Origin of the sequence: Sphingomonas sp. DBB INV C78 (genome assembly GCF_042693015.1) — a bacterium.
Taxonomy (GTDB): domain Bacteria; phylum Pseudomonadota; class Alphaproteobacteria; order Sphingomonadales; family Sphingomonadaceae; genus Sphingomonas_E.
Genome location: NZ_CP170544.1, coordinates 2,994,916 through 3,019,716, shown reverse-complemented (window position 1 = coordinate 3,019,716; position 24,801 = coordinate 2,994,916). Strand labels below are relative to the sequence as shown.

The window sequence follows — 24,801 nt, the reverse complement described above, 5'->3', positions numbered from 1 at the left end:
TTCAAGAAGGACCTGTCCGATGACCAGGCACGAACCCGTGCGCAGCGTCGATCGCTTCGCCGACCTCAAACAGCTCTATGCCGAGATGACCGCCACCCCGGAATTCCAGGCTGCCTTTGGTGACCCCATGCCGCTCTCGATCGTCGAACCCGGCGAGGAGCCGGGTGAACATGGCATGCCCGAAGAACTGGCGGCGCAGGCCGACAGCGCGGGCGTCATCGCCACCATCTTCGACCTGTTTACGGCCACGCGGCTGGAGCCGCTGGCCGCCGAGATCGCCTGGGGGTTCGTCAACTCCTTTCACTTCGTCGCCAACAAGCTGGAGCGGCGCGAGGACAGTCTCGCCGTGGAAATCGCTGAGCTGGCCCGGCACCCCGATATGAGCGAGGTCTATAATCGCGAGCTTGAGGAGAAGCAGCTCCTTTGCCAGTCGACCGCCGAACAGCGCCTCGCGATCGAGACGATGCGGGATTATGCCGCCGAAATGTACCGGGCGATGTCGGGATGGCCTTGGTCGCCTGCGCGCGGGAGCCGCGCTTCGCGCATCTCGACCGCCAGCCAGATTGCCGCGATCGACTTCCTGCGCGCCCGCCAGCTCGATGTCCGCGACCGGCATAATCCGCAGGGACCGATCGTGGTCTTCTCGGGGCCGGCGATCTGGCACGATGTCGACCTGCTCTGGGAACGGCTCGATCTGGTGAAAGAGCATATTCCGCATATGGTGCTCATGACAACCGCGCAGCGCAGCGGCGCCGACCTGATCGCGGAGAAATGGGCCGCCAGCCGCAAGGTGCAGACAGTCCGGTTCAATCTGCTCGGGTCGGGCATGAAGGCCGCTTTCGCCCGCAATCGAAAGCTGCGCGATCTGAGGCCCGTGATGGCGGTCCTGTGCGAGGGATCGGGCGTCCAGGCCAATCTCTATGAAGAGCTGGCTGGCGCGGGCGTGCCGATCCATGCCTTTCGGAAATCGGATCAGGCCGCCGACAAGGGGATGCCGGCACGCCGGTTCCCTGACGCGCGTCGGACGGCGCGGGCGGAAAGACGCCGTGCTGCCGCGGCAGCGGTTTGAGGGGGAAAGGGGCATGGCTATTCCAGACGCCTTTCGGCGGAACTTCTCGACGCTGCTTCAGGCTGCGGAAGCGGGAGACCTCGCGCTTGTCGAATGCACCGACACGGAAACCGGCGAGCCTCGCTATGTCATCTGCGCGGTCGGACGGGAGGGCGGCGATTATGTCATCACCCCTTTGGGCCATCTCCATGACGGCAATCCGTTCGATGCCTACCGGCCACCGACGGACTCGGTTCTCCACTGACACGGAACATCCGTGCTGGCCATCGGGGTTCGCTCCGAGGTCAGTGCGGCCATCATGAAGCATTTCGATCTCGGGGGCCGGCTGCTGCGCAAGCCGCCTCCGGGCCAGTCTGGAAAACCGGAAAGGGAGCAAACCCGATGACCATCGTCCGACTTGATCTCAACGTCTTCGATCCCGCTGCACTTCACCAGGCCGCGCTGGTTTCCTTCGGGAAACTGGAGGCGGCGGCGGACCGCTTCGGCACCCCTGACGCCCCTGACGTCGCCACCTGTATCGTTGAGCTGCTCTGCGAGCACATACCGGTCGATGCGGGCTTTGAGGTGGTGAACTGGTCCGGCATCTGAACAAAGGAGCAAGAGCCATGATCGAGCGCATGCTGGTCCTGTCGACCGCCAACGTCACCGCTGAGACGTGTAATATCTATCTGCACACCGCCCCCTTCGCGGCCTTCGAGAAGGGTGATTATGGATGGTTCGTCTACGTCGCCACCGACTTGCCCGATGACCTGCCCGCTGATCTTGCTGGCTGCTTTGACATCGCAAGCAGGGACGGCGTGGACTGGATTATGCTTGACCGCGATGCGCAGGAGCATCCCGACCTGCCCGCCTATGACTGGTGAGATGATGGCGTCTTCCGCCCGCTAACTTTGGCTGCGCATAGAGCTGCCCCATGGGCATCGAGCCCAAGGGGCAGCTTTGGCACCCAGCGGCACCGTTCCGTGTAAAATATCTCTCTCAACAAGTCTTATGATGGCACGGGGACAGCACCGGCCTCAAGGACGGCGGGGCCCCACCATTTTCTTTGGCGAACAGAGGGCAGCGCTCTTCCGCACACCTCGCGCGGCGCCAAAGAAAATCGTGACCCCCACCGCCGCTAAAGCGGTCGCTTCGCGATCCTTGACCCCGGCGCTCGGAGCCCGTGCAGGGGAAATGACCTCTTTCAAGAAACAGGAGGTCATCATGACGAACTTCAAGCGCACCATCCGGGACTTCACCGAAATCGCCGATCTCATCGCCGAGGAAACAGCCGCGCCCAGCAACGACTTCACCGCCGCCTTCAGCTCCGACCTCGATGGCATCCGCGTCGCGCGGGGAGAGGACGAACGCCTCGCCGACATGCCCGATCCGATGCAGGTGCAGCTGGCGACCGAACTCCTGATCGGCACCGTCTTCGATGTCCTGCGCGACACGAGACTGGAACGCGTCGCCGAGCGCATCGCCTGGGGCATCGTCAACAGCCTGCACAGCACGGCACGGGGCCTGGCAGGACAGGCCGACGACGCCGCGCGCGCGGTGAAGGATCTCATCCGGTGCGCGGACGGGAGCGAGGTGATGATGAACGAGCTGGAGGAGGCGCAGCTGAAATGCCGGGAACTCGATGAAGCGAACGACGCCATCGCCTGCATGCGGGACCACGCCGCCGCATCGTTCCGGGCCGAGACCGGCAAGCCATGGTCCAGTGCGCGCGGATCGCTGGTGTCGAGCAAACGCACCGCCTCGGTCATAGACGCAACCGACTTCCTCGCAGCTCGCCGCAATCGCAGGATCGACCAGCACCATCCGCAAGGGCCGATCGTGGCCTTCTCGGGCGGCGCGGCATGGGACGATTATCGACCGATCCACGCCGCGCTGGACAGGGTGAAGGCCTTCATACCGAACATGGTCCTGCTCACCACGGCGCAGGATACCGGAGCGGACGCCATCGCTGAAAGCTGGGCCGCATCGAACGACGTCAAGCTGGTCAGGCTCGGCCTTCCAAAGGGTCTGGGCAAGCGCGCGGGGTTCGTCCGCAACGACCGCATCGCCGCGCTGCGTCCGGCCGACGCGATCGTCTGCGAAGGGTCGGGCATCCAGGCGCATCTCGCCCGCGTGCTGGGGGAGGCGGGGGTTCGTCCGCGCCTCATCAGCCGCAACGGCGGAGCGCCAGTCTGGGCACGAACGCGGTGAGGTCCGCGCCATGGGGACGGTTCGGGTCATGCCCGGACCGTCCCCCATTTTTTCGGGCGAACAGGATCGTCGGGCTCAGGGACCCGGCAGGAAGTGCCGGGTCCGTCGCCCGCCGATGCGGCGCCGGAAGGGGCGCCGGCCTCCTGCGCGTGGCTCCGCCATGCTCGTCGCTGGGCCGCCCTGCGGGCGACTTCATCGATCAGCGGGGAAGAGCCGGCAGCGCCTTGAGCGCTGCAAGCGCAGGGGCACCACCCGCGCGGATCGCTTGGCCCAGAAGGTCGCGGAACTCTCGTTCGGTCAGCGTCTCCACCGCTAGTTCGGGAACCAAAGCAGCATATTTGCCGCGCAAGGCGCGGCGGGCAATCTCGACTTCGTCATCGAGCTTGCGACGCCGGGATTCGAGATCGGCAAGGCGTTCGCGGTCGGTTTGTTTCGGCATATCCATGGTCCTTCTCATGGGTCTGCCCGCCGAGCGTCATCATCCAAAAGCGCGCGCTCGCGCGCAAGGCCAAAATTGCATTGAGGCCCCTTCGGGGGAGCCGCGCCCCTTCCGGTGCGAGGCTACGCAGCGACGCTGTCGCAGCGAAAGGGAGGACGCACGCCCTGGGGCGTTTGTAATGCACCCCACGCACGGGTGCTGCGGCGCAATTTCTGCCGGATTTATAATATCTTGCATGTGTCACAGATCGGCAGCCATTTTGGCGCAGTTTGGCTGCCCGTGGCAGCCACGCGATAGGCGTGATCGAGCCAAGTGTTTGATCTTCCTTGGCACAATGTGGCTGCCAGCGGCAGCGACCATAAATCCTTGAGATCAAGCGCTAATTCTGGTATAAGAGCTGCGCTTCATCACGATCGTCAGGGTGCCAGACCGGAGTCTCGCCCTTGGCTCGCATTACAATCCGCGTCGATGACGCCCTTTTCAGGCGCCTCGATGCCCGTGCCCGCGACGCGGGAACGCCCACAGCAACCTACTGCCGCGACATCCTCGATCGCCATGAAGGCACGGACCCGACCGGGTATCACGCCCGCTTCGATGAACTGCATGCGACCGGTATACAGACGCTCGCAATCCTCGCTGCGTCGGTGGGCAAGCGCACGCCAGATATCCTTGAACAGGGCCTCGCCGATGCCCGCCGCCTCCTCCGGGAAAGGGGGCTGCTCGATCCCGAGCAGGATCGGCCATGAGCATCTTCCGGCACGATACGCTGGGGAGCTGGACGCGCGGCGGCCAGGCGATCGTCCACAATGTCCGGATGACCACGCAGGTCTTCTATCAGACCCTGCTGGCGGGGCTGGTCATCTGGATCGGCGGGATCATCTGGTACGGGTTCGAGAAGTCCACCGAATATGAACGCTATGTCCTGCTGAAGCTGGGGCAAGCGACCTTCATGGGGGACGCGGTTCCGGGCAATGCGACGCCCATATTGTTCAAGACGCCGGCCGGCCGGGAATATTGGACGACTCCGAAGGGACTTCTCGACTCCGGGGTCGCACACACCACGCTGGAGGCGTTTGAACGCTATCTCATCCACGGGGCGGCGCTCTCGGGTGTGTTCGCGCTGGCCATGCTGTTCTGGGCCTGGTTCTATTTCACCCGGACGGGAAGGGGCCTCGGCTCCAACCAGTTCTTGCGCGGCGCCCGGTTCGGAACTGTGCGGGAAGTACGCCGCGCGCTGTGGCGTCATGCACGGGGCAGCTTCGAGATTGGCGGGGTCAATGTCCCGGATATCTTCGAGCCGGAGCATATCCTGATCTGCGGTGCTCCGGGCACCGGCAAGACCAACATCATCATCAAGATGCTCGCCGGCATCCGCAAACGCGGTAAGCGGGCGATCGTCTATGATACCGCCGGCACCTTCGTCGAGAAATTCTACCGCCCCGGAATTGACGTCCTGCTCAACCCGCTGGACGTCCGATCCGACTGCTGGTCCCCCTGGGTCGATGTCCCCAAGGACTATCATTATGACCAGATCGCGGAGTCCACGATCCCGGACAAGGCGGGCGATCCCTTCTGGGCCAAGTCTGCTCGCGGCACCCTGGTGGCGGTGCTCCGCAAACTCGCACGCCAGCAACGCACGCTCGTCTCGATCCTTCTCGATACACTGCTGCGCTCCAAGCTGAAGGATCTCGCCGCCTTCGCGCAGGGGACCGACGCGGCGGCATTCATCTCCATGGAGGGAGAGCGGACTTCGGCCGGCATCCAGGCTGAACTCGCCTCGGTGATGCGGTCGTTTGCCTATCTGGACGACACCGAGGATGGGCTGTCGATCCGCGACTGGGTGGCGAATGAGCGGGACGACAGTTGGCTCTTCATCACCGTGAAGGCCGATCAGCTTCCCTCGCTCCGTCCCCTGATCACGGTATGGCTCGATATCGCGATCAGCGCGATCATGAGCCTCTCGCCCGACCGGGCACGGCGCCTCTATTGCGTTATCGACGAGCTTCCGTCGCTCCAGAAATTGCCGAGCCTTTCCGACTTCCTGGCCCGCGCCCGGAAATATGGCGGGTGCGGTATCCTCGGCTTCCAAAGCTACCCGCAGCTCGAGGCGACCTACGGCATCCAGGATGCCGCGGCGATCACCGGCTACTGCTCAACCTGGGTGGCGCTGCGCGCGAATGACACCCCGACCGCGAAGCATGTCAGCGAGAATCTCGGCCAGGTCGAGCAGGTCGAAGCGAATGAAGGCATGTCCTACGGCGTCAATGATATGCGGGACGGCGTGAACCTCTCGCGGATGCAGGTGACCCGGCCGCTGGTGATGCACACCGAGGTCACCAACCTTCCCAATCTTTGCGGCTATCTGCGGTTCGGCCGCAATCTGCCCGTGGTGCGTTTCGAGGACAGCTATAACCGCATGCCCTCCATCGGAGCCGCGTTTGAGGAGCGCACGACCGGTCCCGTCCGGATGATCTTGGAGCCGCTCGCACCACCCGAGCCGCCCGCCGAGCCACCGCCGCCGCCCTCGCGTCCGACCACGCGGCGGCGGCGCTCGTCTCCTGCGGACAGCGTACCCGAACTGCCGCTGGGCCAGCCCGCTCCTTTACCACCAACCGAAGCGGTGGAACCGATCGACGCGCCGATTGCGGAGGCGGCCGACCCGGGCCGCGCCGGAGATGTCGCACAGCCATCGTCCCCACCGCTCACGCTTTACGGGAAGCCGACCGCTTCCCGGCTGCGCCAGCATGGTCGCCATAGTGGCGACCGGAACTCGGCGAGGCCGGCATGATCAATCCCATCCGCCTCAAGGGCACGCCCGCCAATATCAGTCGCTATTATACGGTCGGCGATTATTACACCAAGGGCACCGACGAGCATTCGGAGTGGGGCGGCCAGATCGCCGCCGAACTCGGGCTGGAGGGTAAGGTCGACCCGGCCGTGTTCCAGGATCTGCTTGCCGGGAAGGTGGGCGATCTTCAGCTTGGCCGTCACCGCGCCGAGGGGAAGATCCAGCATCACCCTGGCTGGGATTTTGCGGTCAATGCTCCGAAGTCCGTCTCGATCATGGCGCTCGTCATGGGCGACGAGCGTATCCTCGCTGCCCATGAGAAGGCCGTCGGCGTAGCGCTCGACTATCTCGAGGAACATGCGTCCTTGCGGCACCGAGTCGATGGCGAAATCGTCCACGAAACGACCGGTCGGCTGATCTTCGCGCGCTTCACCGAACATGCATCGCGGGAACTTGATCCGCACCTCCACACGCATGTCGTCGTCATGAACATGACCAACCGCCAGGACGGCGATCGGATGGTCAGTCTCGAAACCAGGGCGATGTTCGTCGAGCAGATCGTCGCCGGCCAGGTCTATCGCAACGAGCTGGCGCACGACCTTCGCGCGCTTGGCTATCAGATCGACTTCGACCCCCGCAAAGGTCTTTTCGAAATCCGGGGGATACCGTCCGAGCTGGCCAAGGCCATGTCGCAGCGGGCCGAACAGATCAACGCGCATGCCAAGGAGCATGGCCTGACCGGACAAGCCGGCCGACAGAAATCCTTCTATGCGACGCGTGGTCCGAAGGAGAAAATCTCGCTGGAGCAGTTGCACGACCAGTGGGCATCCCGATCGGCGCCCTATCGGAAGGCGCTCGACGCCACGCGAGAAAGTGCAGACCGCAGCGAGCATGACATCGGGGGCCCGGATGATCGCACCTCGGCCCGCGCAATGCTGTTCGGTATTCGCCAGGCAGAGACCCGGGAAGCCGTCAACAATCTGGGACGCATGTTCCGGCTGGCGCTTGCCTCTCATGTCGGAGAGGTTCGGCTCTCGGATATTCGCCCCCTGGTCGAGGAGCATGAAAACCGCTTCAAGCTGCTTGCGACGAGGCATCAAACCGGAGATGAAATCCACACGCGAGGGCGCACCACTCGGCGCACGGCTCGCCTGGAACTGGCCCTTTCCGAGCATCTCTCGCTTTCGCTGGGCGACGCGACGCCCATTGCGACGGCCGAACGCATCCGGGCTGTCATGGCCGAAGCTGGCCTCAATCCTGCCCAGGAGGCAGCGCTCATTCACATCGGGACGACCGGGGACCGTCTTGTCGGGGTCCATGGCGTCGCTGGTGCGGGCAAATCGACGCTGGTGAAGTCATTGAACGACACCGCGCCACAAGGAATGACGCTGATCGCGCTCGCGCCAACATCGTCGGCGGCGGCCAAACTTGGCGCCGACGCACGGATCGATTCCCGGACGGTCGCCAGCCTCGTCGCCGGGGGCGGGCGCAACATCGATGACAGCTATGTCCTCGTGCTCGACGAGGCGGGCCAGCTCGGCAACCGGCAGGCGCTACGTGTCCTCGAAATCAGCCGCTTAACCGGTGCTCGACTGATCATCCTCGGAGACAACAAGCAGACGGGTGCCATCGAACAGGGAAAGGCCTTCTGGCTGTTGCAGAAGCTGGGCCTGCCGACGGCCGAGCTCACCGAGTCCGTGCGCCAGGAAACGCGCATGATGAAAGCCGCGGTCACGCAGGCCCGGCTGGGCAACTATGCCGCATCGCTCGAGAACCTCGACAAGGTGGTCAGCGGTGGGGATGCCGAAGCGCTTGCCAAAGGACTGGTCGGCGAATGGACCAGGCTCAAACCGGAGAACCGCGCCAACACCAATATCCTCGTGCTGGAGAATGCCACCCGCCTGATCGTCAACAGCAAGATCCGGGAAGCGCTGAAAACTGAGGGCGCAATTGCGGCGGAAGACGCTCGCCTCCCAGTGCTCACGCCCGCCGGGATGACGGATCAGGAGAAGCACTTCGCCCGCTTCTATTCGGGCGGGCAGGTGCTGATCTTCTCCCGCGACAATGCCGGGCTCGGGATTGCTCGCGACGCCGAATATCGGGTTGTCGGTATCGGCCGTGACGCGAACGGTCGGCAGGTGGTCCGGATGGTCGACGAACATGGTCGGACCATCCGGTGGGACCCTCGTATCGGACGCGCTTCGCAGGTCAATGTGTTCCGCAGCGAAGAGCGCGATTTGGCCACGGGTGACCGCATCCAGTGGCGTTTGGTGAACCATGACCTTGGCTTGAAGAACGCCGAGCGGGGGACGGTGGAGCGCCTGGATGGAACGGTCGCAACGATCCGCTGGGACCGGGAAGGGCGGGTCCAGGACATCGACCTTTCGCAGCACAAGAGCTGGGATCATGGTTATGCGGAGACGGTCTATTCCGCACAGTCGAAGACCTATGACCGCGCCTATGTGCTGGCACCGGTGAACTCCGGCCTAGTGAGCGGTCAGAACTATTACACCGCGATCACGCGCGCTCGCTACGGCGTGAAGCTGTGGACCGAGGATCGGGAACGGCTCGTCGAGAAGCTTGAACGCCACTCCGGCGAGAAGACCTCCGCACTAGAAGGCCTCGGCAGGCTCGATCGCGACAGCCACAGGGCCCGCGAGGAGCGCCACGGAGAGCGCTGGGACCGACTCCGGGATCAGCAGCGCGGCGATCGCGAGGAGCGCAAGGATCGGATGCGCGCGGAGCGAGAGGCTCGCGAGCGCCCGGAACCAGATGGCCTTGCCCACGCGCTTGCTGGTCGAGCGCAATCTGCGGTGGAGGTCGTGGACCGGTGGCTTACGAACATCCTGACCCGGAATGTCGAGGAGGGCCAGCACGCCCCGACGGCGCCCTCACGTGCTGATCCGGCCCCCGCACAACAGCACGACCATGGGGCTGGCCATGATCACTAGGGCCGCTTTTGCGCCCAGGTTCGCGCCGATCTTCATCAGGGCGGTCTTGGCTGCCCTGGTGTTCGCATTCCCTGTCCATTCCCTGGAAGCCCGAACGACCCAGCAAAACACGATCGACGAGCAGATCGTCGCGACGTGCATCGCCCGGTCAGCCGCCGGCCGCAACTGGCTTGCCAAGACGCTCTGGGGATTGCGAGATCAGGAGGGCGGCTGGATAGGCGCGGAAGTCGCAAACAGCGACGGCAGCCACGACCTCGGGCCATTGCAGGTCAATAGTTGGTGGGTACCGCGGCTGGCGGCGATCACCGGTCGGCCGGAGCGACATGTCCGCCATTGGCTGAAACAGGATGCCTGTTTCAACGTCGAAGCCGCGCGCTGGATATTCCTCTCCGGCTTGGCCGCCACGCGCGATTATTGGAAGGCGATCGGCGTCTATCATAGTCCCACAGAGTGGCGGCAACAGCGCTACACCTCGAGCGTCATTGTTCATTTGCGGCGGCGGTTCGGGTCCAGCCTCTTCGCTCGGCCGTCAAAAGGGACGCCGCCAGTTTCCGAGGTCGTTCCATGAGACGGCGTCGTCGGCCCAAGATTTCGGGAGCCAGTCCACCGCTCCCGGCGGCCGCAGAGGCTGGAACTGGCGCCTCACCGCTAACTCTCGATTCCGAGCACGATTCACAGCCCATCGAACCTCCATCGCTACCATCGGCGACTGTGTCGTCCGGGATGCAAGACACATCGCCTAGCTTTGGAAGGCGACGGGTTTCCAGGCGTGCGATGTTCTCGGCCGCCCTAGTCGCTGACGCCAGAGCGTATTTCGAACAGCACCTCGATCGTCCTGTCAGCGACGATGAAGCGAGAAACTTTCTGGGGGATTTCGCGGATTTTTTCACCGCCTTCGACAGTCGCAAATAGGATCGTGGCGGGAACCGCCAGCTGCAAGGAAAATCAAATAACCCCAAGTAATACACATATCGAACTTTTCGGATGACTTTCAAAAACGGGAGGATGGATGGTATATTGGGGTAAGGAGGATCAATTGAGATGACGAGACCCCGCGCAAAGATCGTACAGGCGAAGGCAAAGCGTATCATTCAAGAACGCAATAAGGCCGTTATGTACGCACGAGTATCAACCAGCGAGCAGGAGAAGGAAGGGTTTTCTATCCCGGCACAGCAAAAGTTGATGCGAGAGTATGCGGCTCAGAACGGCATAACGATCGCCTCTGAACATGTTGACGTGGAGACCGCGAAGCGCGCCGGTCGTACCGGATTTGAGGAAATGCTTCGCTACATCAGGTCCCATCCGAGCGTCAGAACGATTCTGGTCGAGAAGACCGACAGGCTCTACCGCAACCTCAAGGATTGGGTGACGGTCGACGGATTGGATATCGAGATCCATTTCGTGAAGGAGAATGTCGTTCTCTCCCGGGATTCGAGATCGTCGGAGAAGTTCATGCATGGCATCAAGGTTTTGATGGCCAAGAACTATATCGACAATCTCTCTGAGGAGACCCGCAAGGGGATGCTCGAAAAGGCAGAGCAGGGGATTTGGCCGACCTTCGCGCCCCTCGGCTATGTGAATGTGATGGGCCCGCTCGGCAAGAAGGTCATCACAATCGATCCGGATATCGGTCCGTTGGTGACCCGCGTGTTCGAATGGTTCGAGAGCGGGCAATATTCGCTCAAGGAAGTGACCCAATTGGCCGTCAGGGCTGGCCTCCGGTACCGCAAGAGCGGAAAACCGGTGGGCGTGAGCACGATCAACACAATGCTACGCAGCCGGATTTACACGGGCTCGTTCGAATGGCTGGGCAAACTCTACAAGGGCTCGCATACTCCGCTGACGACCTTTGCCACCTGGTCCAACGTGCAGGAGATCCTGGATGGCCGGAGCATCTCCAACGTCCACGGCAATCGGCTTCAATTTGCTTACACCGGACTGATCACCTGCGGTCACTGCGGTTGCGCGGTCACGGCCGAGATCAAGAAGGGCCGATACATCTACTACCACTGCTCCCGGTTCAAGGGGCGTTGCCCTGAGCGGTATATACGCGAGGAGGCCCTCGACGATCAGTTCGCAGCTGTCCTCAGGCGCCTTCGGTTGGATGATGCGTCATTCCGGCTCATTGAGCGAGCGATCCGCGAGAGTCATGCAGACGAGCGGCGCGACCGCGACGAATCGGTTGAGCGCTTGCGAGCTGAGGCTGATCGCCTTCAACACCGATTGGACACCCTCTACCTCGACAAGCTCGATGGGCGGGTCACGGTCGAATTCCACGACCGGGTTTCAGCGACCTGGCGTGAGGAGCGGGATCGGACTCTGCGAGACATGGAGAGCTTGCATAGCGCAGAGGACGACCTGATTGATGATGGTCTGGCGCTGCTGGATTTCGCGAGGACCGCCCACAACCAGTTTGCGGATCAGCCCTTGGCGACCAAGCGGCGGGCTCTGAATTTGATATTATCGAACTCGTCATTCGCGGGTGGAGCGCTGACCGTCACGTTCCGCGAACCGTTTGGAATTCTTGAAAAAATCGGCGAAACTGGCGGTTCGGGCCCAACACCAAAAGGGGGCAAAAAACCCCCATTTTTAGAATTGGCTCCCCGGGCCTGATTCGAACAGGCGGCCGTCCGATTAACAGTCGGATGCTCTACCGCTGAGCTACCGGGGAACACTCTCTCGCTGCGACCAAGGCGTCGAAGCGAGGCGCGCCTATAGCAGCGGCTTGACGCGGGTGGCAAGCCCCCCTTTGACGCCTTTTTCAGACGGCGAACTGCTCCATCGTGATGCGGTCGTCGAGCGCATGTTCCGGGTCGAAAAGCAGGGTGAGCGTGCTGGCCCGGTCGATCGCCACGGATACGGTCGAGACATCGCGCACTTCGCGCTGGTCGGCGACGGCGCTGACCGGGCGCTTCACCGGATCGAGCACGCGGAAACCGATTCGCGTGCGTTCCGGCAGGATTGCGCCACGCCAGCGGCGGGGGCGGAAGGGGCTGATCGGGGTCAGGGCGATCATCGCCGAATCGAGCGGCAGGATCGGCCCTTGCGCCGACAGGTTATAGGCGGTCGATCCTGCGGGCGTGGAAGCGAGCACGCCGTCGCACACCAGTTCGGGCATCACCACGCGATCATTGACCATTACTTCCAGCTTGGCCGTCTGACGGGTTTCGCGGAGCAGGGAGACTTCGTTGATCGCTGGGTATGAGACCTTCTCGCCATCCACGGTCACGGCGTCCATGCGCAGCGGCGTGACCGTGAAAGTCTTGGCCCGCGCGATGCGGTTTTCCAGGAGGTCGGCGCTCCATTCGTTCATCAGGAAGCCCACCGTGCCGAGATTCATGCCGAACACCGGCAGGATGCGTCGTCTGTCGAGCATCGCGTGCAGCGTCTGCAGCAGGAAGCCGTCACCACCCAGCGCCACCGCCAGCGTCGCCTGTTCGATCGGCACCCATTCATACCGATCGCGCAGGATACGCGCCGCGGCCTGCGCAGCTTCGGTCGGGGAATGGATCAGGGCAATCTTATGTTCTGCGGTCATCCGCCGGTGACGCTCATGTGCCGTACAACCGCGGGTGCGGCCTCTCTCTCGTCTATACGGAAATCATGGCGTAATGGTTTCAATGCCATAGCCTGGTCGAGCAGCGCATCCAGCGCCTCCGGCCCGCCGCTGCGCAGCGCCGTCTTCAGGTCGACCTTGTCGTCATGGCCGAGGCACATATAGAGCCGGCCCGTCGCTGTGATGCGCACCCGGTTGCAGCCCGCGCAGAAATTTTCGGTCAGCGGCGTGATGAGGCCGATCCGCGTGTCCAGTTCCTCTACGCGATGGTAGCGCGCCGGGCCACCCGTCCGGTCGGCGAGCGGCGTCAGCGTGAAACGGCTGGCAAGCGTGTCGCGCACCTGATCGAGCGGCAGGTAGCGATCGGTGCGATCCTCGTCGATCATGCCGAGCGGCATGGTTTCGATGAGCGTCAGATCATGACCCTCGTCGGCGCACCAGCGCAGCATCGGTTCGATCTCGTCCTCGTTCAGCCCTTTGAGCGCGACCATGTTGATCTTGACGCGCAGACCCGCAGCCTTGGCCGCGGCGATGCCCTCCAGCACCTTGTCGACATCGCCCCAGCGGGTGATGTGGCGGAACCGCTCGGGATCGCGGCTGTCGAGGCTGACATTCACGCGGCGCACGCCTGCGTCGACCAGCGCGGGTGCGGTGCGAGCGAGGTTGGTGCCGTTGGTGGTCAGCGTCAGCTCGTCGAGGTCGCCGTTCGCGATATGGCGGCCGATGATCCCGGCCAGTTCGGGTACGCCCTTGCGGATCAGCGGCTCGCCGCCGGTCAGCCGGATCTTGCGGACGCCGCGCGCGATGAAGGCGTCGGCGATCGCGGCAATCTCCTCGAGCGATAAAATCTGGTCGCGCGGCATGAAGCTCATCGCCTCCGCCATGCAATAGCGGCAGCGCAGGTCGCAGCGGTCGGTCACCGAAATACGCAAATAGGTGATTCGACGGCCGAAACCGTCGATCAGGGGCCTGACGCCGTCCTGGACCACTTGAGACATGAGGTGAAGCTAGGGCCGGGCGGCCGCCGGGGCAAGTCCGCGGCCGAATCAAGATCATGTTGTTAACGTGAGCCCGGCCGATTTTCCGCCATTGGCGCGCGGCCTTAAGCGCATTAGCATTGGACGGAACTCGGACCAAAGGAAGCACGCCAATCGCGTCCCGCCAACCAAGCGATGCGGAACATGGTCCGGGGGGGCCGCCCGCGATCTTCCTCATCTCCTTCCGCCATCGCGACGAGGTCGCCGGGATGGTCGAGCGGGCAGGGTGGCGGACGGCGGCGATGGGCCGTGGCGGCGATGGCATGGAGCGCCGTTTCCTCGCCAGCGGCGCCCCCGTGGCCGTCGTCGATGCGCGGGGTGCGCTGGAAGAGGGGCTGGCGGCCGCGCGGCTGCTCGCCGATCCGGTCGAGGCCAATGCCGCCGCGATGCTCGTCTTGATCTCGCGCGGCGACGTCGGGGCGCTGGAGGCGGTTCACGCCGCGGGCGCGACACATTATCTGGCGAGCCCCTTTGGCGAGGCGGAATTTGCCCAGATGCTTCGCTTCGCCGATCGTCATGCCGATCGGCTGGCTGGCGGGCGTCGGGCGGCGATCGTGGAACAGGGTGGCAGCGGCAATGGCCGTGATCGCCGCAGCCGCGATGCGCTGACCGGCCTGGCCGATCGCGCCGCGCTGCGCCGCTGGATCGATCGTCACGCTGGTGTCAACGGTGAAAAGCGCGATCTCCCTTGCGTGCTGATGCTGCTGGCTGTCACCCGCTTCGAGGCGATCAACGCCGCTTTCGGTGTCGCCGCGGGTGACAAGGCGTTGCAGGCGGTCGCGCGGCGCATCGAGCGCCAGCTTGATCCGTCGATCGCGCGGCGTGGCTGCGTGGCCCGGGTGGCGGGTGCCGAATTCGCCATCGCGCTCCCGTCTCCATCATGTCTGGACGATGCACAGCGGCTGGCGGAAGAATTGTCGGACGCCATCGTCAGACCCTTCGTGATCGATCAGCATATCGTCTCGCTGTCATGCCGTATCGGCATCGCGGTCCGCGGGGATGGCGAGGAGGGGGCGACGTTGATCCGCCGCGCCAGCCTCGCCCTTGCCGAAGCCCGTGCCGGCGATCCCGGCACCGCGAGGGCGCTTGATGCCGGCGGCGAGGCGCAGGCAGTGCGCAACAACCAGCTTGAGGTCGATTTGCGCGTGGCGCTTGATCGCGGCGATATCGGGATACTCTTCCAGCCCCAGTTTTCGGTCACGACGGGGGAGATCGTCGGCGTCGAGGCGCTCGCCCGCTGGCGGCATCCCGGACTTGGCGAACTCGGCGCAGGCACGCTGTTCGCTGCGGCCGAGCGCTCCGATTATCTCGTCCAGCTTTCGGAGCATGTGCAGCGCAAGGCGATCGGCACCGCGGCCGCCTGGGAAGGCCCGCTCGCGGATCTGAGGCTGGCGGTGAACGTCACCGCGGCGGATATCGCCCGGCCGGGCTTCGCCGACCGCTTCCTGGCGATGGTCGACGGGGAGGGCTTTCCGCGGTCACGGCTGACGGTCGAGGTCACCGAGAGCGGTCTTATCGACGATCTCGGCCAGGCGGCTGCCTTTCTCGGTGAGTTGCGCGCCGGTGGCCTGCGCGTCGCGATCGATGATTTCGGCACGGGCTATTCGAGCCTCGCTTATCTGAAGGCGCTGCCGCTCGATTATCTCAAGATCGATCATCATCTGGCGCAGGACATCACCGGATCGGCGCGCGATCGGGTGGTGGTGCGCGGCGTGATCGAAATGGCGCGCTCGCTCGGCCTCGCCGTGATCGCGGAGGGCGTGGAGACCGAGGAACAGCTCGCGCTCCTCGCCGCCGAAGGCTGCAACATCTACCAGGGCTTCCTGCGGTCGCCGCCGCTGGAGGAAGAGGCGTTGAAGGCGATCGTGAGTGCGTGATTTTTTGGGGAACCGCGCGATTTCGCGTGCGTAATGATGGGGATGATGAATTTGCGAAGCATGGCAGCGGCCGCATGCGTTTCCACGATGCTCGTGGCGGCCCCGGCCGTGGCGGAATCGCCGCGCGAAACGCTCGTTTCGGCTGCGTTCCAAGCCTCCGATAAAGATGCTGCGGTCGCTTTGATCAACAAGGCGATCCAGCAAGCGGACGCCATCCTTGCCGGTCAGCCAGGCAATCGTGAAGCCTTGCTCCAGCGTGCGATCGCGATCGGCTATCGTGGCAAGCTGACGAGCAACGCCGCCGATGCCAAGATGGCGCTGAAGGGATTCGAAGCGCTGGTGGCGTCGGACCCGCGGGATGCGGAGGCGCAGATGGCGGTGGCCGGCTGGCACCTCAATGCCATATCCCAGCTTGGCGCCATGGTGGCGCGTGCGGCGCTCGGCGCGAAACGGCAGGCGGGGGACGAGGCGCTGGACAAGGCGGTTGCGCTTGGCGGCAATCGCGCATTGTTCCCCGGCATGGCCGCGATCATGCGCATTCGCCAGGATCACAGGAATATCGCCCTCGCCCTCAAGCTGGCGGAAACTGCCGCCGCTGCTCCGGCGCCGACCTCGCTCGATCGCTATGTGAAGCGGGCTGCGCAACTCATGCTGCCATCGCTGCGCGCCGGCGACGGCAAGACGGCCGCCGCGCTGGCAAAGCGGCTCGCCCCGTTCGGCCGGATTAAAGTCTAAGCCGCTTCCAGCAGGCGTGCGGCCTGCGCGCGGGCTTCGTCCGTTACGGCGGCGCCGCTCAGCATCCGGGCGATCTCCTCGCGGCGCTCCGCGGCATCCAGCGCGGTCACGCCGGTGCGGGTGACGGTGCCGTCATGGCTCTTGGCGATCAGCCAGTGCGAATCCGCGCGCGCCGCCACCTGCGGGCTGTGCGTGACGACGAGGAGTTGGGCCTGGCGCGCGAGCCGTGCCAGCCGTTCGCCGATCGCGCTCGCCACCGCGCCACCGACGCCACGGTCGATCTCGTCGAAGATCATCGTCCGGGCGCCGCCTTCCTCCGCCAGCGCGACCTTGAGCGCCAGGATGAAGCGGCTGAGTTCGCCACCGCTGGCGATCTTGATCATCGCCGCGAACGGCGCGCCGGGATTGGTCGAGATCTCGAACTCCACCCGGTCGCGCCCCGATGGTCCCCATTGCGCCTCGGGAAGCGGCTCGACGACGGTGCGGAAGCGGGCTGCGTCCAGCTTCAACGGCGCGAGTTCGCTCGCTACGGCGGTGTCCAGCCGGGCAGCCGCCGCCGTTCGCGCTTCGCTCAAGGCGGCGGCAGCAGTGGCATAGGCTGCGCGCGCCGCGGCCATTTCGGCCTCCAGCTTTGCCAACCCCTCGCCACCGGCCTCGATCCGCCCCAGTCGCTCGCTTAGTTCCGCGGCCAGCGTCGGCAGTGCATCCGGCTCCACCCGATGCTTGCGGGCCATGGCGCGCAGCTCGAACAAGCGGGTTTCGGCATCCTCCAGCCTTTGCGGATCGAAGGCGAGGGCATCCTGTGCGGCCGCCAGCCGATCCTCCGCCTCGGTCGCCTCGATCACTGCGCGATCCAGCGCCGCCAAGGCATCAACCAGCAGTGGATGTTCGCCCGCGATCCGGTCGAGACGTCGCGCTGCCTGGCGAAGCTGGGCCGCGCCACCGTCCGATCCTTCGAGATGGTGGGACACCGCGGTCAGGTCTTCGGCCAGGCGCGCGCCCTTCTGCATGTCGGCGCGCGCGGTCGACAGCGTCTCTTCCTCGCCTGGCTCGGCGCCCAGCGCGGTCAGCTCCGCCACCGCATGTTCCAGCCATTCCCGGTCACGCGCTGCCGTTTCCAGCTCGTTTCGGGCCTGCTCCAGCCGTTCTTCTGCGGCGCGCCAGTCGCGATGGGCGGTTGCAGCAATACCCGCATCGATCCGCCCGAAAATGTCGAGCAGCGCCCGGTGGCCGCGTGGGTTCAGCAGGCCGCGATCATCGTGCTGGCCATGGATCTCGACCAGATAGGGGGCCAGTTCCTTGAGCAAGGTGGCGGATGCCGCCTGGTCGTTCACCGTCGCCCGGCTGCCGCCGTCTGCCTTGACGATGCGGCGGATCACCAGCGGCTCGCCCGGTTCGGCGGAAAGACCGTTCTCGCTGAGCAGTTCCGCAGTTGCGTGATCGTCCGGCAGGTCGAAGCTTGCCGTCACCACCGCCTGCGTGGCGCCACGCCGCACTAGGCCGCTGTCCGCGCGTGCGCCGAGCGCCAGTCCTAGCGCGTCGAGCAGGATCGATTTGCCGGCGCCCGTCTCACCGGTCAGCGCGCCCAGGCCGGACGCGAAATCGAGGTCGAGCGCTTCGATCAGCACCACGTCACGGATGGAAAGCGCGGTCAGCATGGCTTTCCAGCCGCGAGGATCACGCGCCCGCGCGCGTCACGCAGGATGCTTCTGGACCAGCTCATAGGCACGCTCGTACCATTTCGAGCCGGGATAATTGGCGCCCAGCACCGCGGCTGCTTTCTTTGCTTCCTCAGGTACGCCCAGCGCCAGATAGCATTCGGTAAGGCGCATCAGGGCTTCCGGGGCGTGGGTGGTCGTCTGATATTCGTCCACCACGGTGCGGAAGCGGATCGTCGCGGCCAGCCAGTCGCGCCGGCGCTGGTAGAAGCGGCCGATCTCCATCTCCTTGCCGCCAAGATGGTCGCGGACAAGGTCGATCTTCAAGCGCGCATCGGCGGCATAGGCCGTGTCGGGATAGCGGCGGACAACTTCGCCCAGCGCGTCCATTGCCTGCTGGGTGATCTTCTGATCGCGGGTGACGTCCTGGATCTGCTCATAATAATCGATGCCGATCAGGTAGAGCGCGTAAGGGGCGTCCTTGTTGCCGGGGTGGATCGACAGGAAGCGCTGCGCCGACTGGATCGATTCGGGATATTGCCGCGCCAGATAATAGCTGAACGCGCTCATCAGCTGCGCGCGCCGCGCCCAGGCCGAATAGGGGTGCTGGCGCTCGACCTCGTCGAACAGTGCCGCGGCGACCTTGTACTGGCCCTTGTCCAGCCGTTCCTTGGCCGCGTTGTAGAGTGTGTCGACGTCGCGGGCGACATATTTGGTGTCGGCCTTCTTGCCGCCGCCATTGGAGGCGCAACCCGCAAGCGGGGCGATCAAAGCGATGGCGATGGAAAGGGCGATCGGTCGGGCAATTCTACGCATGGGGCGAGGTCTTAACCCAGGCTTTGCGGCCCGCCAAGCGCGAAGGCGGTGGCGTGACGCAGGTTGATGTCGATTGCCCGGACAATGGGCTAAAAGGGCAGGAGCGCGGCGGCGATCCATCGGCCTTCGCCGCGCAGCACGCCCCAGGCGCGGGCGGCGGCGCGGCTGTCCATCGCCTCGATGCCGATGCCGCGTGCCTCGATCGCCCGCACGAAGGCGACGGGTGGCTGCGCCATCGTCGCGCCGGTGCCGATCAGGATGAATTCGGGCGGCGGCGTCATCGCTACCAAGTCCGCCAAGTCGGCCTCGACAAGGGTGGCGATGTCGGTCGCGGCCCAGTCACGGGCGTCGTCGGGGGTCAATTTCAGCCCGCCGGGAACATAACGGTCGGAAACCAGATAGCCGTGCCCACGGAAGCCCCGGACGACGGGGCCTTCGGGCGCGGCGTCCCGATCCATGTTGGGGCCGGCCATACCGGCCTCAGGGGACCGCGCCGTCGTCGGCCCGGCGGGTGACGCGTTCGGCTGTCGCCGTCTCCTCCTTCGGCGCGAAGCTGCGCGTCGTGACGCCCAGCGAGATCAGCAGCGAGGAGGAGACATAGACCGACGAATAGGTGCCGACGACGATGCCGAGCATCATCGCCGCGGTGAAAGCCTGCAGCACATGGCCACCGAAGATCAGGAGCGCGCCGAGTGCCAGCATGATCGTGATCGAGGTCATCACCGTGCGCGGCAGCGTCTCGTTGACCGAAAGGTCGATCAGAGCCTTCATGTCCATCTTGCGGTATTTGCGCATATTCTCGCGGATGCGATCGTCGATCACCATCTTGTCGTTGATGGAATAGCCGATGATCGTCAGCACCGCGGCGACGGTCGAAAGGTCGCATTCGAGCTGGGTGAGCGCGAAGAAACCCAAGGTCATCAACACGTCGTGGACGATGGCGACCGCCGTCGAAACGCCGAACTGCCACTCGTACCGGAACCAGGAGAAGATCGCGATGCCGACGATGGCCAGCACCACGGCCAGGGCGCCGTTGAAGATCAGCTCTTCCGAAACCTTGCCCGAAACCGCTTCGGCGCGGTTGAAGCGCACGCCCGGATATTCGGCAGTAAGCGCCGTCTGAACCTGCCGCACCACGGCGTTGGTCGCGCCCTCGTCGGTGGATTCGGGCAGCGGCAGGCGGATCGAGACGGTGCGCGGATCGCCGAAGGACTGGAGCTGGCTGGTGCCCACGCCCAGCCGATCGACCGAGCTGCGCACCTTTTCCAGATGAATCGGCTGTTCGAACTTGGCCTCGATCATCAGGCCGCCGACGAAATCGACGCCGAGATTGAGGCCGCGCGTGAACACCAGCGCCAGCGCGGCGATCGTCAGCAGCGCGGTCAGCGCGAAGGCGATGTGGCGAACCCGGACAAAGCCGATATTGGTATTGTCGGGGACGAGCTTCAGAAGTCGCATTATGCCCGGCCTTCTTAGATGATGATCTCGGTCGGCCGCTTCCGGCGGAGCCAGCCTGCGACGAGCATGCGGGTGAACAGGACGGCGGTGAACACCGATGTGGCGATGCCGATCAACAGCACGATCGCGAAGCCCTTCACCGGGCCGGAGCCCAGCGCCAGCATGATCACGCCGGCGATGGCGTGGGTCACGTTCGCCTCGAAGATGGTGCGGCTGGCTTCCTTATAGCCGCGCTCCACCGACTGGACGACCGAAAGACCGCGCCGGCGCTCCTCGCGGATGCGCTCGTTGATCAGCACGTTGGCGTCGACCGCGGTGCCCAGCGTCAGCACGAAGCCCGCGATGCCCGGCAAGGTCAGTGTCGCGCCCATGACGGACATGACGCCAAGGATCACGAGGATGTTTATCACCACCGCCATGTTCGCATAGACGCCGAAGCGGCCATAGGTGACGAGCATGAACAGGATCACCGCGACCGCCGCGATCACGCAGGCCAGCACGCCGGCGCGGATCGAATCGGCGCCGAGATCAGGACCGACGGTGCGTTCCTCGACCACCTTCAGCGCGACCGGCAGCTTGCCCGACTTGAGCGCGATGGCGAGCTCGTTCGCCGACTGGACGGTGAAGTTGCCCGAGATCTGCGCGCGACCGCCCTGGATCGGCTCGTTGATGTTCGGCGCGGAAATGACCTTGCCGTCGAGGATCATGGCGAAGGGCTTGCCGACATTCTCGGTCGTCACCCGCGCGAACTTGCGCCCACCCGAATTGTTGAACTCGATATTGGTGATCGGGCGGCCCTGCTGGTCGTAGCCCTGGTTGGCGTTGATCAGTTCGTCGCCGCTCACCATCACGCGGCGATAGACGGCGATCGCCGGCACGCCGCCGGGATTGTCGGGGTAAGGCAGGATCTGGCTGCCGGGGGGGGCCCGGTTGGCGGCGATGTCCGCCGCGCTCACCGTCAGGTCGACCAGCTTGAATTCCAGCTTGGCGGTCTTGCCGAGCAGCGACTTCAGCGCCTGCGGGTCCTGCAGGCCCGGCACCTGAACGACGATGCGGTCATTGCCCTGGCGGATGATCGTCGGCTCGCGCGTGCCCATCTCGTCGATGCGGCGGCGGACGACGTCGGTGGCAACGCCCATCGCGTCGTTGATCGCCCTGTCGATGCCCGTCTTGGTCGGCGTCAGCACGATCCGGGTCGAATCGACCACCGCCACGTCCCAGTCGCGCTGGCCGGTCATCCCGGCCGGCTGGGTGAGCGTGCGGATACGTTCGACCGCGGTATCGAGCTTGGTCGTATCGCGGACGAAGAAGCTGAGCTTGCCGCCCGAGGTGGAGATGTCGCCGATATCGATCTTGGTGTCGCCGCGCCGCATTTCGGTGCGGACGCTCTCTTCCATCAGCGCAAGCCGCTGCTTGGCGACGTCGTCCGTGTCGGCTTCCAGCAACAGATGGCTGCCGCCGGCAAGGTCGAGACCAAGATTGATGCGGGGAAGGCTGCCGAGGCCGACGCTTTTCAGCGCCGCTTCGGGAACCAGGCTCGGGATGGCGAGCAAGATGCCGACCATCACGACGGTGACGATCGACAGGACCTTCCAGCGCGGGAAATCGAGCATGACGGGGCTCAGTCGTTGGCGGGCTTGGCGCCGCCGAGCGGCTGGACGTCGGTAAGCGTCGCCTTGACCACCTTGATCTTGACCTGGGAGGCGATTTCCACCTCGACCTCATGATCTTCGACCTTGGTGACCTTGCCGATGATGCCGCCGCCGGTGACGACGGTGTCACCCTTCTTCACCGCGTCGATCTTGGCGCGATGCTCCTTCAGCTTCTTCTGCTGCGGGCGAAGGATGAGGAACCAGAAGATGGCGCCGAGCAGGACGAACTGGCCGATCAGCATCACGGCGCTGCCGCCAGAAGATGCGCCGCCGGCGGCCTGGGCATATGCGGGAGAAACGAACATCGGGGATGGGCTTCCTGGAAAGCGCGGCCGTCAAACAATGGCCCGGGAAAGGCGCGCGCCTATCACGGGAAGGGCAACCCACGCAACGGGGGCCGCGTTACGAGAGGTTTCCCGTCACCCCTCCGGCGCGAACACCATCAAGGTCGACGTGCCGTGCGCCAGGATGCGGCCGCGCGAATCGGTGATGCGCGCATCGGTGGCGATGATCCTCCGGCCGGCGGTGATGACGCGGCCTTCGGCGCGCACCTTGCCGCTGTCGGGGTTGATCGGCCGGGCGAAGTTCACCTTGGTCTCGATCGTCGTGTAGCCGAAGCCGGGCGCCAAAGTGCTGTGGGCGGCGCAGCCCGCGGCGCTATCGATCAGGGTCAGCGCCCAGCCGCCATGGATGATGCCGAGCGGGTTGAGCAGGTCGGCGAAGGGCTCGCCTGCGAAGATCGCCAGGCCGTCGCCCACCTCGACCAGATCGAAGCCCATCAGCCGCGCTATCGGCGCCGCCGGAAGCTCGCCCGCCAGCATGGCTTCCAGCACCTGTCGGCCGCTTCTGCCGGCGATCTGTTCGGGCGTGGCGACGCCATAAGAGCGGGAACGATCGGCCATGATAAGTTTCCTTTTGCTACTTATCATCTAGTCCGACATCTCGGTCGGGGCAATGCTGGACATGCGGCTTGCATGTCCCGACCGACCTCAGTAAAGCGCGCCGCCTAGGGTCTGGATCAGGCCCTGTCAGCAGGTCGGGGCGTAGCGCAGCCTGGTAGCGCATCAGACTGGGGGTCTGGGGGTCGCAGGTTCGAATCCTGTCGCCCCGACCATTTGCTGACTTCAGGGTGTTCCAGTGGCGTCAGGTCGCCCTGGCGCCCTCCCCAACACCACCACCGGCCAGCCGTTCTTTCCGCGACAAGCAGGGGCTTGATCGGGCGCGCGCGATCGCCACCTTGCGCCCATGAGACGCGGTTATGGGCTGGTGACGAAGCGGGCGATGGTGGATTGCGCTGAGGACAAGCGCGCACGCCGGCATTATGAGGGCACGTCCCATTTCCACCGTCTCGTCATGTCCCGCAGTTCGTGAAGGTGTTTCCATGTCCGATCCCGTCGTCATCGCTTCTTATGCCCGCACGCCGATGGGCGGCTTCCAGGGCGCGCTTGCCGGTGCGTCCGCAACCGAGCTCGGCGCCGCGGCGGTAAAGGCGGCGGTCGAGCGCGCGGGCGTTGCGCCCGCTGCGGTCGAGCGCATCTATATGGGCTGCGTGCTGCCGGCGGCACTCGGCCAGGCGCCGGCGCGGCAGGCGGCGCTGGGGGCGGGGCTACCCAAGTCGGTCGAGGCGACCACCGTCAACAAGATGTGCGGATCGGGGATGCAGGCCGCGATCATGGCGGCCGAGGCGCTGGCCGCGGGATCGGTCGACGTGATCGTCGCGGGCGGCATGGAAAGCATGACCAACGCGCCCTACGCGCTCCCCAAGCATCGTTCGGGCGCGCGGATCGGCCATGACACCGTCGTCGACACGATGATGTTGGACGGGCTGGAAGATGCCTATGACCGCGGCAAGCCGATGGGCGCCTTCGCCGAGGATACGGCGCGCGACTATCAGTTCACACGGCAAGAGCAGGACGAATATGCCCTCCGCTCGCTGTCCCGTGCGGTCGCCGCGATCGAGAGCGGCGCCTTCGATCGCGAGGTCATTCCCGTCGAAGTGCAGAGCCGCAAGGGTGCAGTGACGGTCGCCAAGGATGAGCAGCCGGGCAACGCGAAGCCGGACAAGATCCCCGGCCTCAGGCCTGCCTTCGCCAAGGACGGCACGATCACCGCGGCCAGCTCCGCCTCGATTTCCGACGGCGCTGCCGCCTTGGTGATGACGCGCGAGAGCGTCGCCAAAGCGCAGGGTCTCAAGGTTGCGGCGAAGGTCGTCGCGCACGCCGCCCATGCGCATGAGCCGGCGCTCTTCACCACCGCGCCGGTCGATGCGATCCGCAAGGTGCTCGACAAGGCGGGCTGGTCCGTTGGTGACGTCGATCTGTTCGAGGTGAACGAGGCGTTCGCAGTGGTGGCAATGATCGCCGCCAAGGATCTCGGCATCTCGTTCGACAAGCTCAACGTCAATGGCGGCGCCACCGCGCTCGGCCATCCGATCGGCGCGTCGGGCGCGCGGATCATCGCGACGCTGATTGCCGCGCTCGAAAATCGTGGGCTCAAGCGCGGTGTCGCCAGCCTCTGCATCGGCGGTGGCGAGGCGACCGCGATCGCGATCGAACTGGCATAACAGAAACCCGGA

The 24,801-nt window shown here is 64.9% G+C and carries 23 protein-coding genes and 2 tRNA genes; 14 read left to right on the top strand and 11 right to left on the bottom strand.

Translation table 11 applies throughout. The features are described 5' to 3' along the window. Nucleotides 1–19: 19 nt before the first annotated feature. The 5 genes from ACFB49_RS14105 to ACFB49_RS14085 all read left to right on the top strand — a co-directional run bounded on the left by ACFB49_RS14105 (nt 20) and on the right by ACFB49_RS14085 (nt 3,259). Nucleotides 20–1,069 (top strand): DUF2493 domain-containing protein, encoded by a 1,050-nt coding sequence (locus ACFB49_RS14105; RefSeq protein WP_380871862.1) that lies wholly within the window; start codon nt 20–22, stop codon nt 1,067–1,069. 13 nt (nt 1,070–1,082) lie between these two features. Then, nucleotides 1,083–1,313, top strand: a complete 231-nt coding sequence (locus tag ACFB49_RS14100) for a DUF6117 family protein (protein ID WP_380871861.1) — start codon at nt 1,083–1,085, stop codon at nt 1,311–1,313. A 137-nt stretch (nt 1,314–1,450) separates the two neighbouring features. Next, on the top strand, nt 1,451–1,657 hold the full coding sequence (locus tag ACFB49_RS14095) for a hypothetical protein (RefSeq protein ID WP_380871860.1): 207 nt from the start codon (nt 1,451–1,453) through the stop codon (nt 1,655–1,657). A 17-nt stretch (nt 1,658–1,674) separates the two neighbouring features. Further along, nucleotides 1,675–1,932, top strand: coding sequence for a hypothetical protein (locus ACFB49_RS14090; protein ID WP_380871859.1), 258 nt, complete (start codon nt 1,675–1,677; stop codon nt 1,930–1,932). A gap of 130 nt (nt 1,933–2,062) precedes the next feature. Continuing rightward, nucleotides 2,063–3,259: a DUF2493 domain-containing protein gene (locus tag ACFB49_RS14085; protein WP_380871857.1), complete on the top strand. Its 1,197-nt coding sequence runs from the start codon at nt 2,063–2,065 to the stop codon at nt 3,257–3,259. 199 nt (nt 3,260–3,458) lie between these two features. Here the strand turns inward: ACFB49_RS14085 and ACFB49_RS14080 are convergent, their stop codons facing one another. Then, a complete protein-coding gene (locus ACFB49_RS14080) occupies nt 3,459–3,698 on the bottom strand; it encodes a hypothetical protein (protein WP_380871856.1) in 240 nt (79 codons plus the stop codon). Between the two features lie 443 nt (nt 3,699–4,141). Here ACFB49_RS14080 and ACFB49_RS14075 point away from each other — a divergent pair, with 443 nt between their 5' ends. The 5 genes from ACFB49_RS14075 to ACFB49_RS14055 all read left to right on the top strand — a co-directional run bounded on the left by ACFB49_RS14075 (nt 4,142) and on the right by ACFB49_RS14055 (nt 12,050). Further along, nucleotides 4,142–4,444, top strand: coding sequence for a hypothetical protein (locus tag ACFB49_RS14075; protein WP_119747601.1), 303 nt, complete (start codon nt 4,142–4,144; stop codon nt 4,442–4,444). Continuing rightward, nucleotides 4,441–6,486 carry a type IV secretion system DNA-binding domain-containing protein gene (locus ACFB49_RS14070; protein ID WP_380871855.1) on the top strand — a complete coding sequence of 682 codons (2,046 nt, stop codon included), beginning with the start codon at nt 4,441–4,443 and terminating at the stop codon, nt 6,484–6,486. The genes ACFB49_RS14075 and ACFB49_RS14070 overlap by 4 nt, the downstream gene beginning before the upstream one ends. Continuing rightward, nucleotides 6,483–9,437 (top strand): MobF family relaxase, encoded by a 2,955-nt coding sequence (mobF, locus tag ACFB49_RS14065; RefSeq protein WP_380871854.1) that lies wholly within the window; start codon nt 6,483–6,485, stop codon nt 9,435–9,437. The genes ACFB49_RS14070 and mobF overlap by 4 nt, the downstream gene beginning before the upstream one ends. After that, nucleotides 9,415–10,005, top strand: a complete 591-nt coding sequence (locus tag ACFB49_RS14060) for a lytic transglycosylase domain-containing protein (RefSeq protein WP_380871853.1) — start codon at nt 9,415–9,417, stop codon at nt 10,003–10,005. Before mobF ends, ACFB49_RS14060 begins: the two co-directional genes overlap by 23 nt. 473 nt (nt 10,006–10,478) lie before the next feature. Beyond that, nucleotides 10,479–12,050, top strand: a complete 1,572-nt coding sequence (locus tag ACFB49_RS14055) for a recombinase family protein (protein ID WP_380871852.1) — start codon at nt 10,479–10,481, stop codon at nt 12,048–12,050. Here the strand turns inward: ACFB49_RS14055 and ACFB49_RS14050 are convergent. The 3 genes from ACFB49_RS14050 to moaA form a co-directional block, all read right to left on the bottom strand. Next, nucleotides 12,034–12,108, bottom strand: a tRNA-Asn gene (locus ACFB49_RS14050). The genes ACFB49_RS14055 and ACFB49_RS14050 overlap by 17 nt on opposite strands. Nucleotides 12,109–12,198: 90 nt before the next feature. Further along, nucleotides 12,199–12,975, bottom strand: a complete 777-nt coding sequence (locus tag ACFB49_RS14045) for an NAD kinase (protein WP_380871851.1) — start codon at nt 12,973–12,975, stop codon at nt 12,199–12,201. Then, nucleotides 12,972–13,991, bottom strand: coding sequence for a GTP 3',8-cyclase MoaA (gene moaA / locus ACFB49_RS14040; protein ID WP_380871850.1), 1,020 nt, complete (start codon nt 13,989–13,991; stop codon nt 12,972–12,974). The genes ACFB49_RS14045 and moaA overlap by 4 nt, the downstream gene beginning before the upstream one ends. 248 nt (nt 13,992–14,239) lie before the next feature. On the opposite strand from moaA, the gene ACFB49_RS14035 reads away from it, so the two are divergent. Then, nucleotides 14,240–15,907, top strand: coding sequence for a putative bifunctional diguanylate cyclase/phosphodiesterase (locus ACFB49_RS14035; RefSeq protein WP_380871848.1), 1,668 nt, complete (start codon nt 14,240–14,242; stop codon nt 15,905–15,907). A gap of 60 nt (nt 15,908–15,967) precedes the next feature. After that, the gene (locus ACFB49_RS14030; protein WP_380871847.1) at nt 15,968–16,642 is read left to right on the top strand and encodes a hypothetical protein; all 675 of its coding nucleotides are present in this window, start codon (nt 15,968–15,970) and stop codon (nt 16,640–16,642) included. Here ACFB49_RS14030 and recN read toward each other — a convergent pair. The 7 genes from recN to ACFB49_RS13995 form a co-directional block, all read right to left on the bottom strand. Beyond that, complete coding sequence (gene recN, locus ACFB49_RS14025; RefSeq protein ID WP_380871846.1) at nt 16,639–18,300, bottom strand: DNA repair protein RecN; 1,662 nt, start codon at nt 18,298–18,300, stop codon at nt 16,639–16,641. The genes ACFB49_RS14030 and recN overlap by 4 nt on opposite strands. A 36-nt stretch (nt 18,301–18,336) precedes the next feature. Beyond that, nucleotides 18,337–19,116, bottom strand: coding sequence for an outer membrane protein assembly factor BamD (locus ACFB49_RS14020; RefSeq protein WP_380871845.1), 780 nt, complete (start codon nt 19,114–19,116; stop codon nt 18,337–18,339). Between the two features lie 89 nt (nt 19,117–19,205). Then, entirely contained in the window at nt 19,206–19,589 is a 384-nt protein-coding gene (locus tag ACFB49_RS14015) for an MTH938/NDUFAF3 family protein (RefSeq protein WP_380871844.1), read from the bottom strand. A 7-nt stretch (nt 19,590–19,596) separates the two neighbouring features. Continuing rightward, the gene (gene secF / locus ACFB49_RS14010; RefSeq protein WP_380871843.1) at nt 19,597–20,574 is read right to left on the bottom strand and encodes a protein translocase subunit SecF; all 978 of its coding nucleotides are present in this window, start codon (nt 20,572–20,574) and stop codon (nt 19,597–19,599) included. Between the two features lie 14 nt (nt 20,575–20,588). After that, complete coding sequence (gene secD, locus ACFB49_RS14005) at nt 20,589–22,187, bottom strand: protein translocase subunit SecD (protein ID WP_380871842.1); 1,599 nt, start codon at nt 22,185–22,187, stop codon at nt 20,589–20,591. Between the two features lie 8 nt (nt 22,188–22,195). Next, on the bottom strand, nt 22,196–22,531 hold the full coding sequence (gene yajC, locus ACFB49_RS14000) for a preprotein translocase subunit YajC (RefSeq protein ID WP_380871841.1): 336 nt from the start codon (nt 22,529–22,531) through the stop codon (nt 22,196–22,198). 114 nt (nt 22,532–22,645) lie between these two features. After that, entirely contained in the window at nt 22,646–23,128 is a 483-nt protein-coding gene (locus ACFB49_RS13995; RefSeq protein ID WP_380871840.1) for a PaaI family thioesterase, read from the bottom strand. A 135-nt stretch (nt 23,129–23,263) separates the two neighbouring features. On the opposite strand from ACFB49_RS13995, the gene ACFB49_RS13990 reads away from it, so the two are divergent. Beyond that, nucleotides 23,264–23,340 (top strand) — tRNA-Pro (locus ACFB49_RS13990). A 267-nt stretch (nt 23,341–23,607) separates the two neighbouring features. Further along, nucleotides 23,608–24,789, top strand: a complete 1,182-nt coding sequence (locus ACFB49_RS13985) for an acetyl-CoA C-acyltransferase (RefSeq protein WP_380871838.1) — start codon at nt 23,608–23,610, stop codon at nt 24,787–24,789. The last annotated feature ends 12 nt before the right edge of the window (nt 24,790–24,801 follow it).

What these genes read in the sequence shown, in the direction of transcription:
- ACFB49_RS14105 (WP_380871862.1), top strand. Translation starts at nt 20, where the DNA reads ATGACCAGGCACGAACCCGTGCGCAGCGTCGATCGCTTCGCCGACCTC.
- ACFB49_RS14030 (WP_380871847.1), top strand. Translation starts at nt 15,968, where the DNA reads ATGGCAGCGGCCGCATGCGTTTCCACGATGCTCGTGGCGGCCCCGGCC.
- recN (WP_380871846.1), bottom strand. Translation starts at nt 18,300, where the DNA reads ATGCTGACCGCGCTTTCCATCCGTGACGTGGTGCTGATCGAAGCGCTC.
- yajC (WP_380871841.1), bottom strand. Translation starts at nt 22,531, where the DNA reads ATGTTCGTTTCTCCCGCATATGCCCAGGCCGCCGGCGGCGCATCTTCT.
- secD (WP_380871842.1), bottom strand. Translation starts at nt 22,187, where the DNA reads ATGCTCGATTTCCCGCGCTGGAAGGTCCTGTCGATCGTCACCGTCGTG.
- ACFB49_RS14080 (WP_380871856.1), bottom strand. Translation starts at nt 3,698, where the DNA reads ATGCCGAAACAAACCGACCGCGAACGCCTTGCCGATCTCGAATCCCGG.
- ACFB49_RS14095 (WP_380871860.1), top strand. Translation starts at nt 1,451, where the DNA reads ATGACCATCGTCCGACTTGATCTCAACGTCTTCGATCCCGCTGCACTT.
- ACFB49_RS14100 (WP_380871861.1), top strand. Translation starts at nt 1,083, where the DNA reads ATGGCTATTCCAGACGCCTTTCGGCGGAACTTCTCGACGCTGCTTCAG.
- ACFB49_RS14045 (WP_380871851.1), bottom strand. Translation starts at nt 12,975, where the DNA reads ATGACCGCAGAACATAAGATTGCCCTGATCCATTCCCCGACCGAAGCT.
- ACFB49_RS14035 (WP_380871848.1), top strand. Translation starts at nt 14,240, where the DNA reads ATGGTCGAGCGGGCAGGGTGGCGGACGGCGGCGATGGGCCGTGGCGGC.
- mobF (WP_380871854.1), top strand. Translation starts at nt 6,483, where the DNA reads ATGATCAATCCCATCCGCCTCAAGGGCACGCCCGCCAATATCAGTCGC.
- ACFB49_RS14085 (WP_380871857.1), top strand. Translation starts at nt 2,063, where the DNA reads ATGGCACGGGGACAGCACCGGCCTCAAGGACGGCGGGGCCCCACCATT.
- ACFB49_RS14090 (WP_380871859.1), top strand. Translation starts at nt 1,675, where the DNA reads ATGATCGAGCGCATGCTGGTCCTGTCGACCGCCAACGTCACCGCTGAG.
- secF (WP_380871843.1), bottom strand. Translation starts at nt 20,574, where the DNA reads ATGCGACTTCTGAAGCTCGTCCCCGACAATACCAATATCGGCTTTGTC.
- ACFB49_RS13995 (WP_380871840.1), bottom strand. Translation starts at nt 23,128, where the DNA reads ATGGCCGATCGTTCCCGCTCTTATGGCGTCGCCACGCCCGAACAGATC.
- ACFB49_RS13985 (WP_380871838.1), top strand. Translation starts at nt 23,608, where the DNA reads ATGTCCGATCCCGTCGTCATCGCTTCTTATGCCCGCACGCCGATGGGC.
- ACFB49_RS14055 (WP_380871852.1), top strand. Translation starts at nt 10,479, where the DNA reads ATGACGAGACCCCGCGCAAAGATCGTACAGGCGAAGGCAAAGCGTATC.
- moaA (WP_380871850.1), bottom strand. Translation starts at nt 13,991, where the DNA reads ATGTCTCAAGTGGTCCAGGACGGCGTCAGGCCCCTGATCGACGGTTTC.
- ACFB49_RS14060 (WP_380871853.1), top strand. Translation starts at nt 9,415, where the DNA reads ATGGGGCTGGCCATGATCACTAGGGCCGCTTTTGCGCCCAGGTTCGCG.
- ACFB49_RS14015 (WP_380871844.1), bottom strand. Translation starts at nt 19,589, where the DNA reads ATGGCCGGCCCCAACATGGATCGGGACGCCGCGCCCGAAGGCCCCGTC.
- ACFB49_RS14070 (WP_380871855.1), top strand. Translation starts at nt 4,441, where the DNA reads ATGAGCATCTTCCGGCACGATACGCTGGGGAGCTGGACGCGCGGCGGC.
- ACFB49_RS14020 (WP_380871845.1), bottom strand. Translation starts at nt 19,116, where the DNA reads ATGCGTAGAATTGCCCGACCGATCGCCCTTTCCATCGCCATCGCTTTG.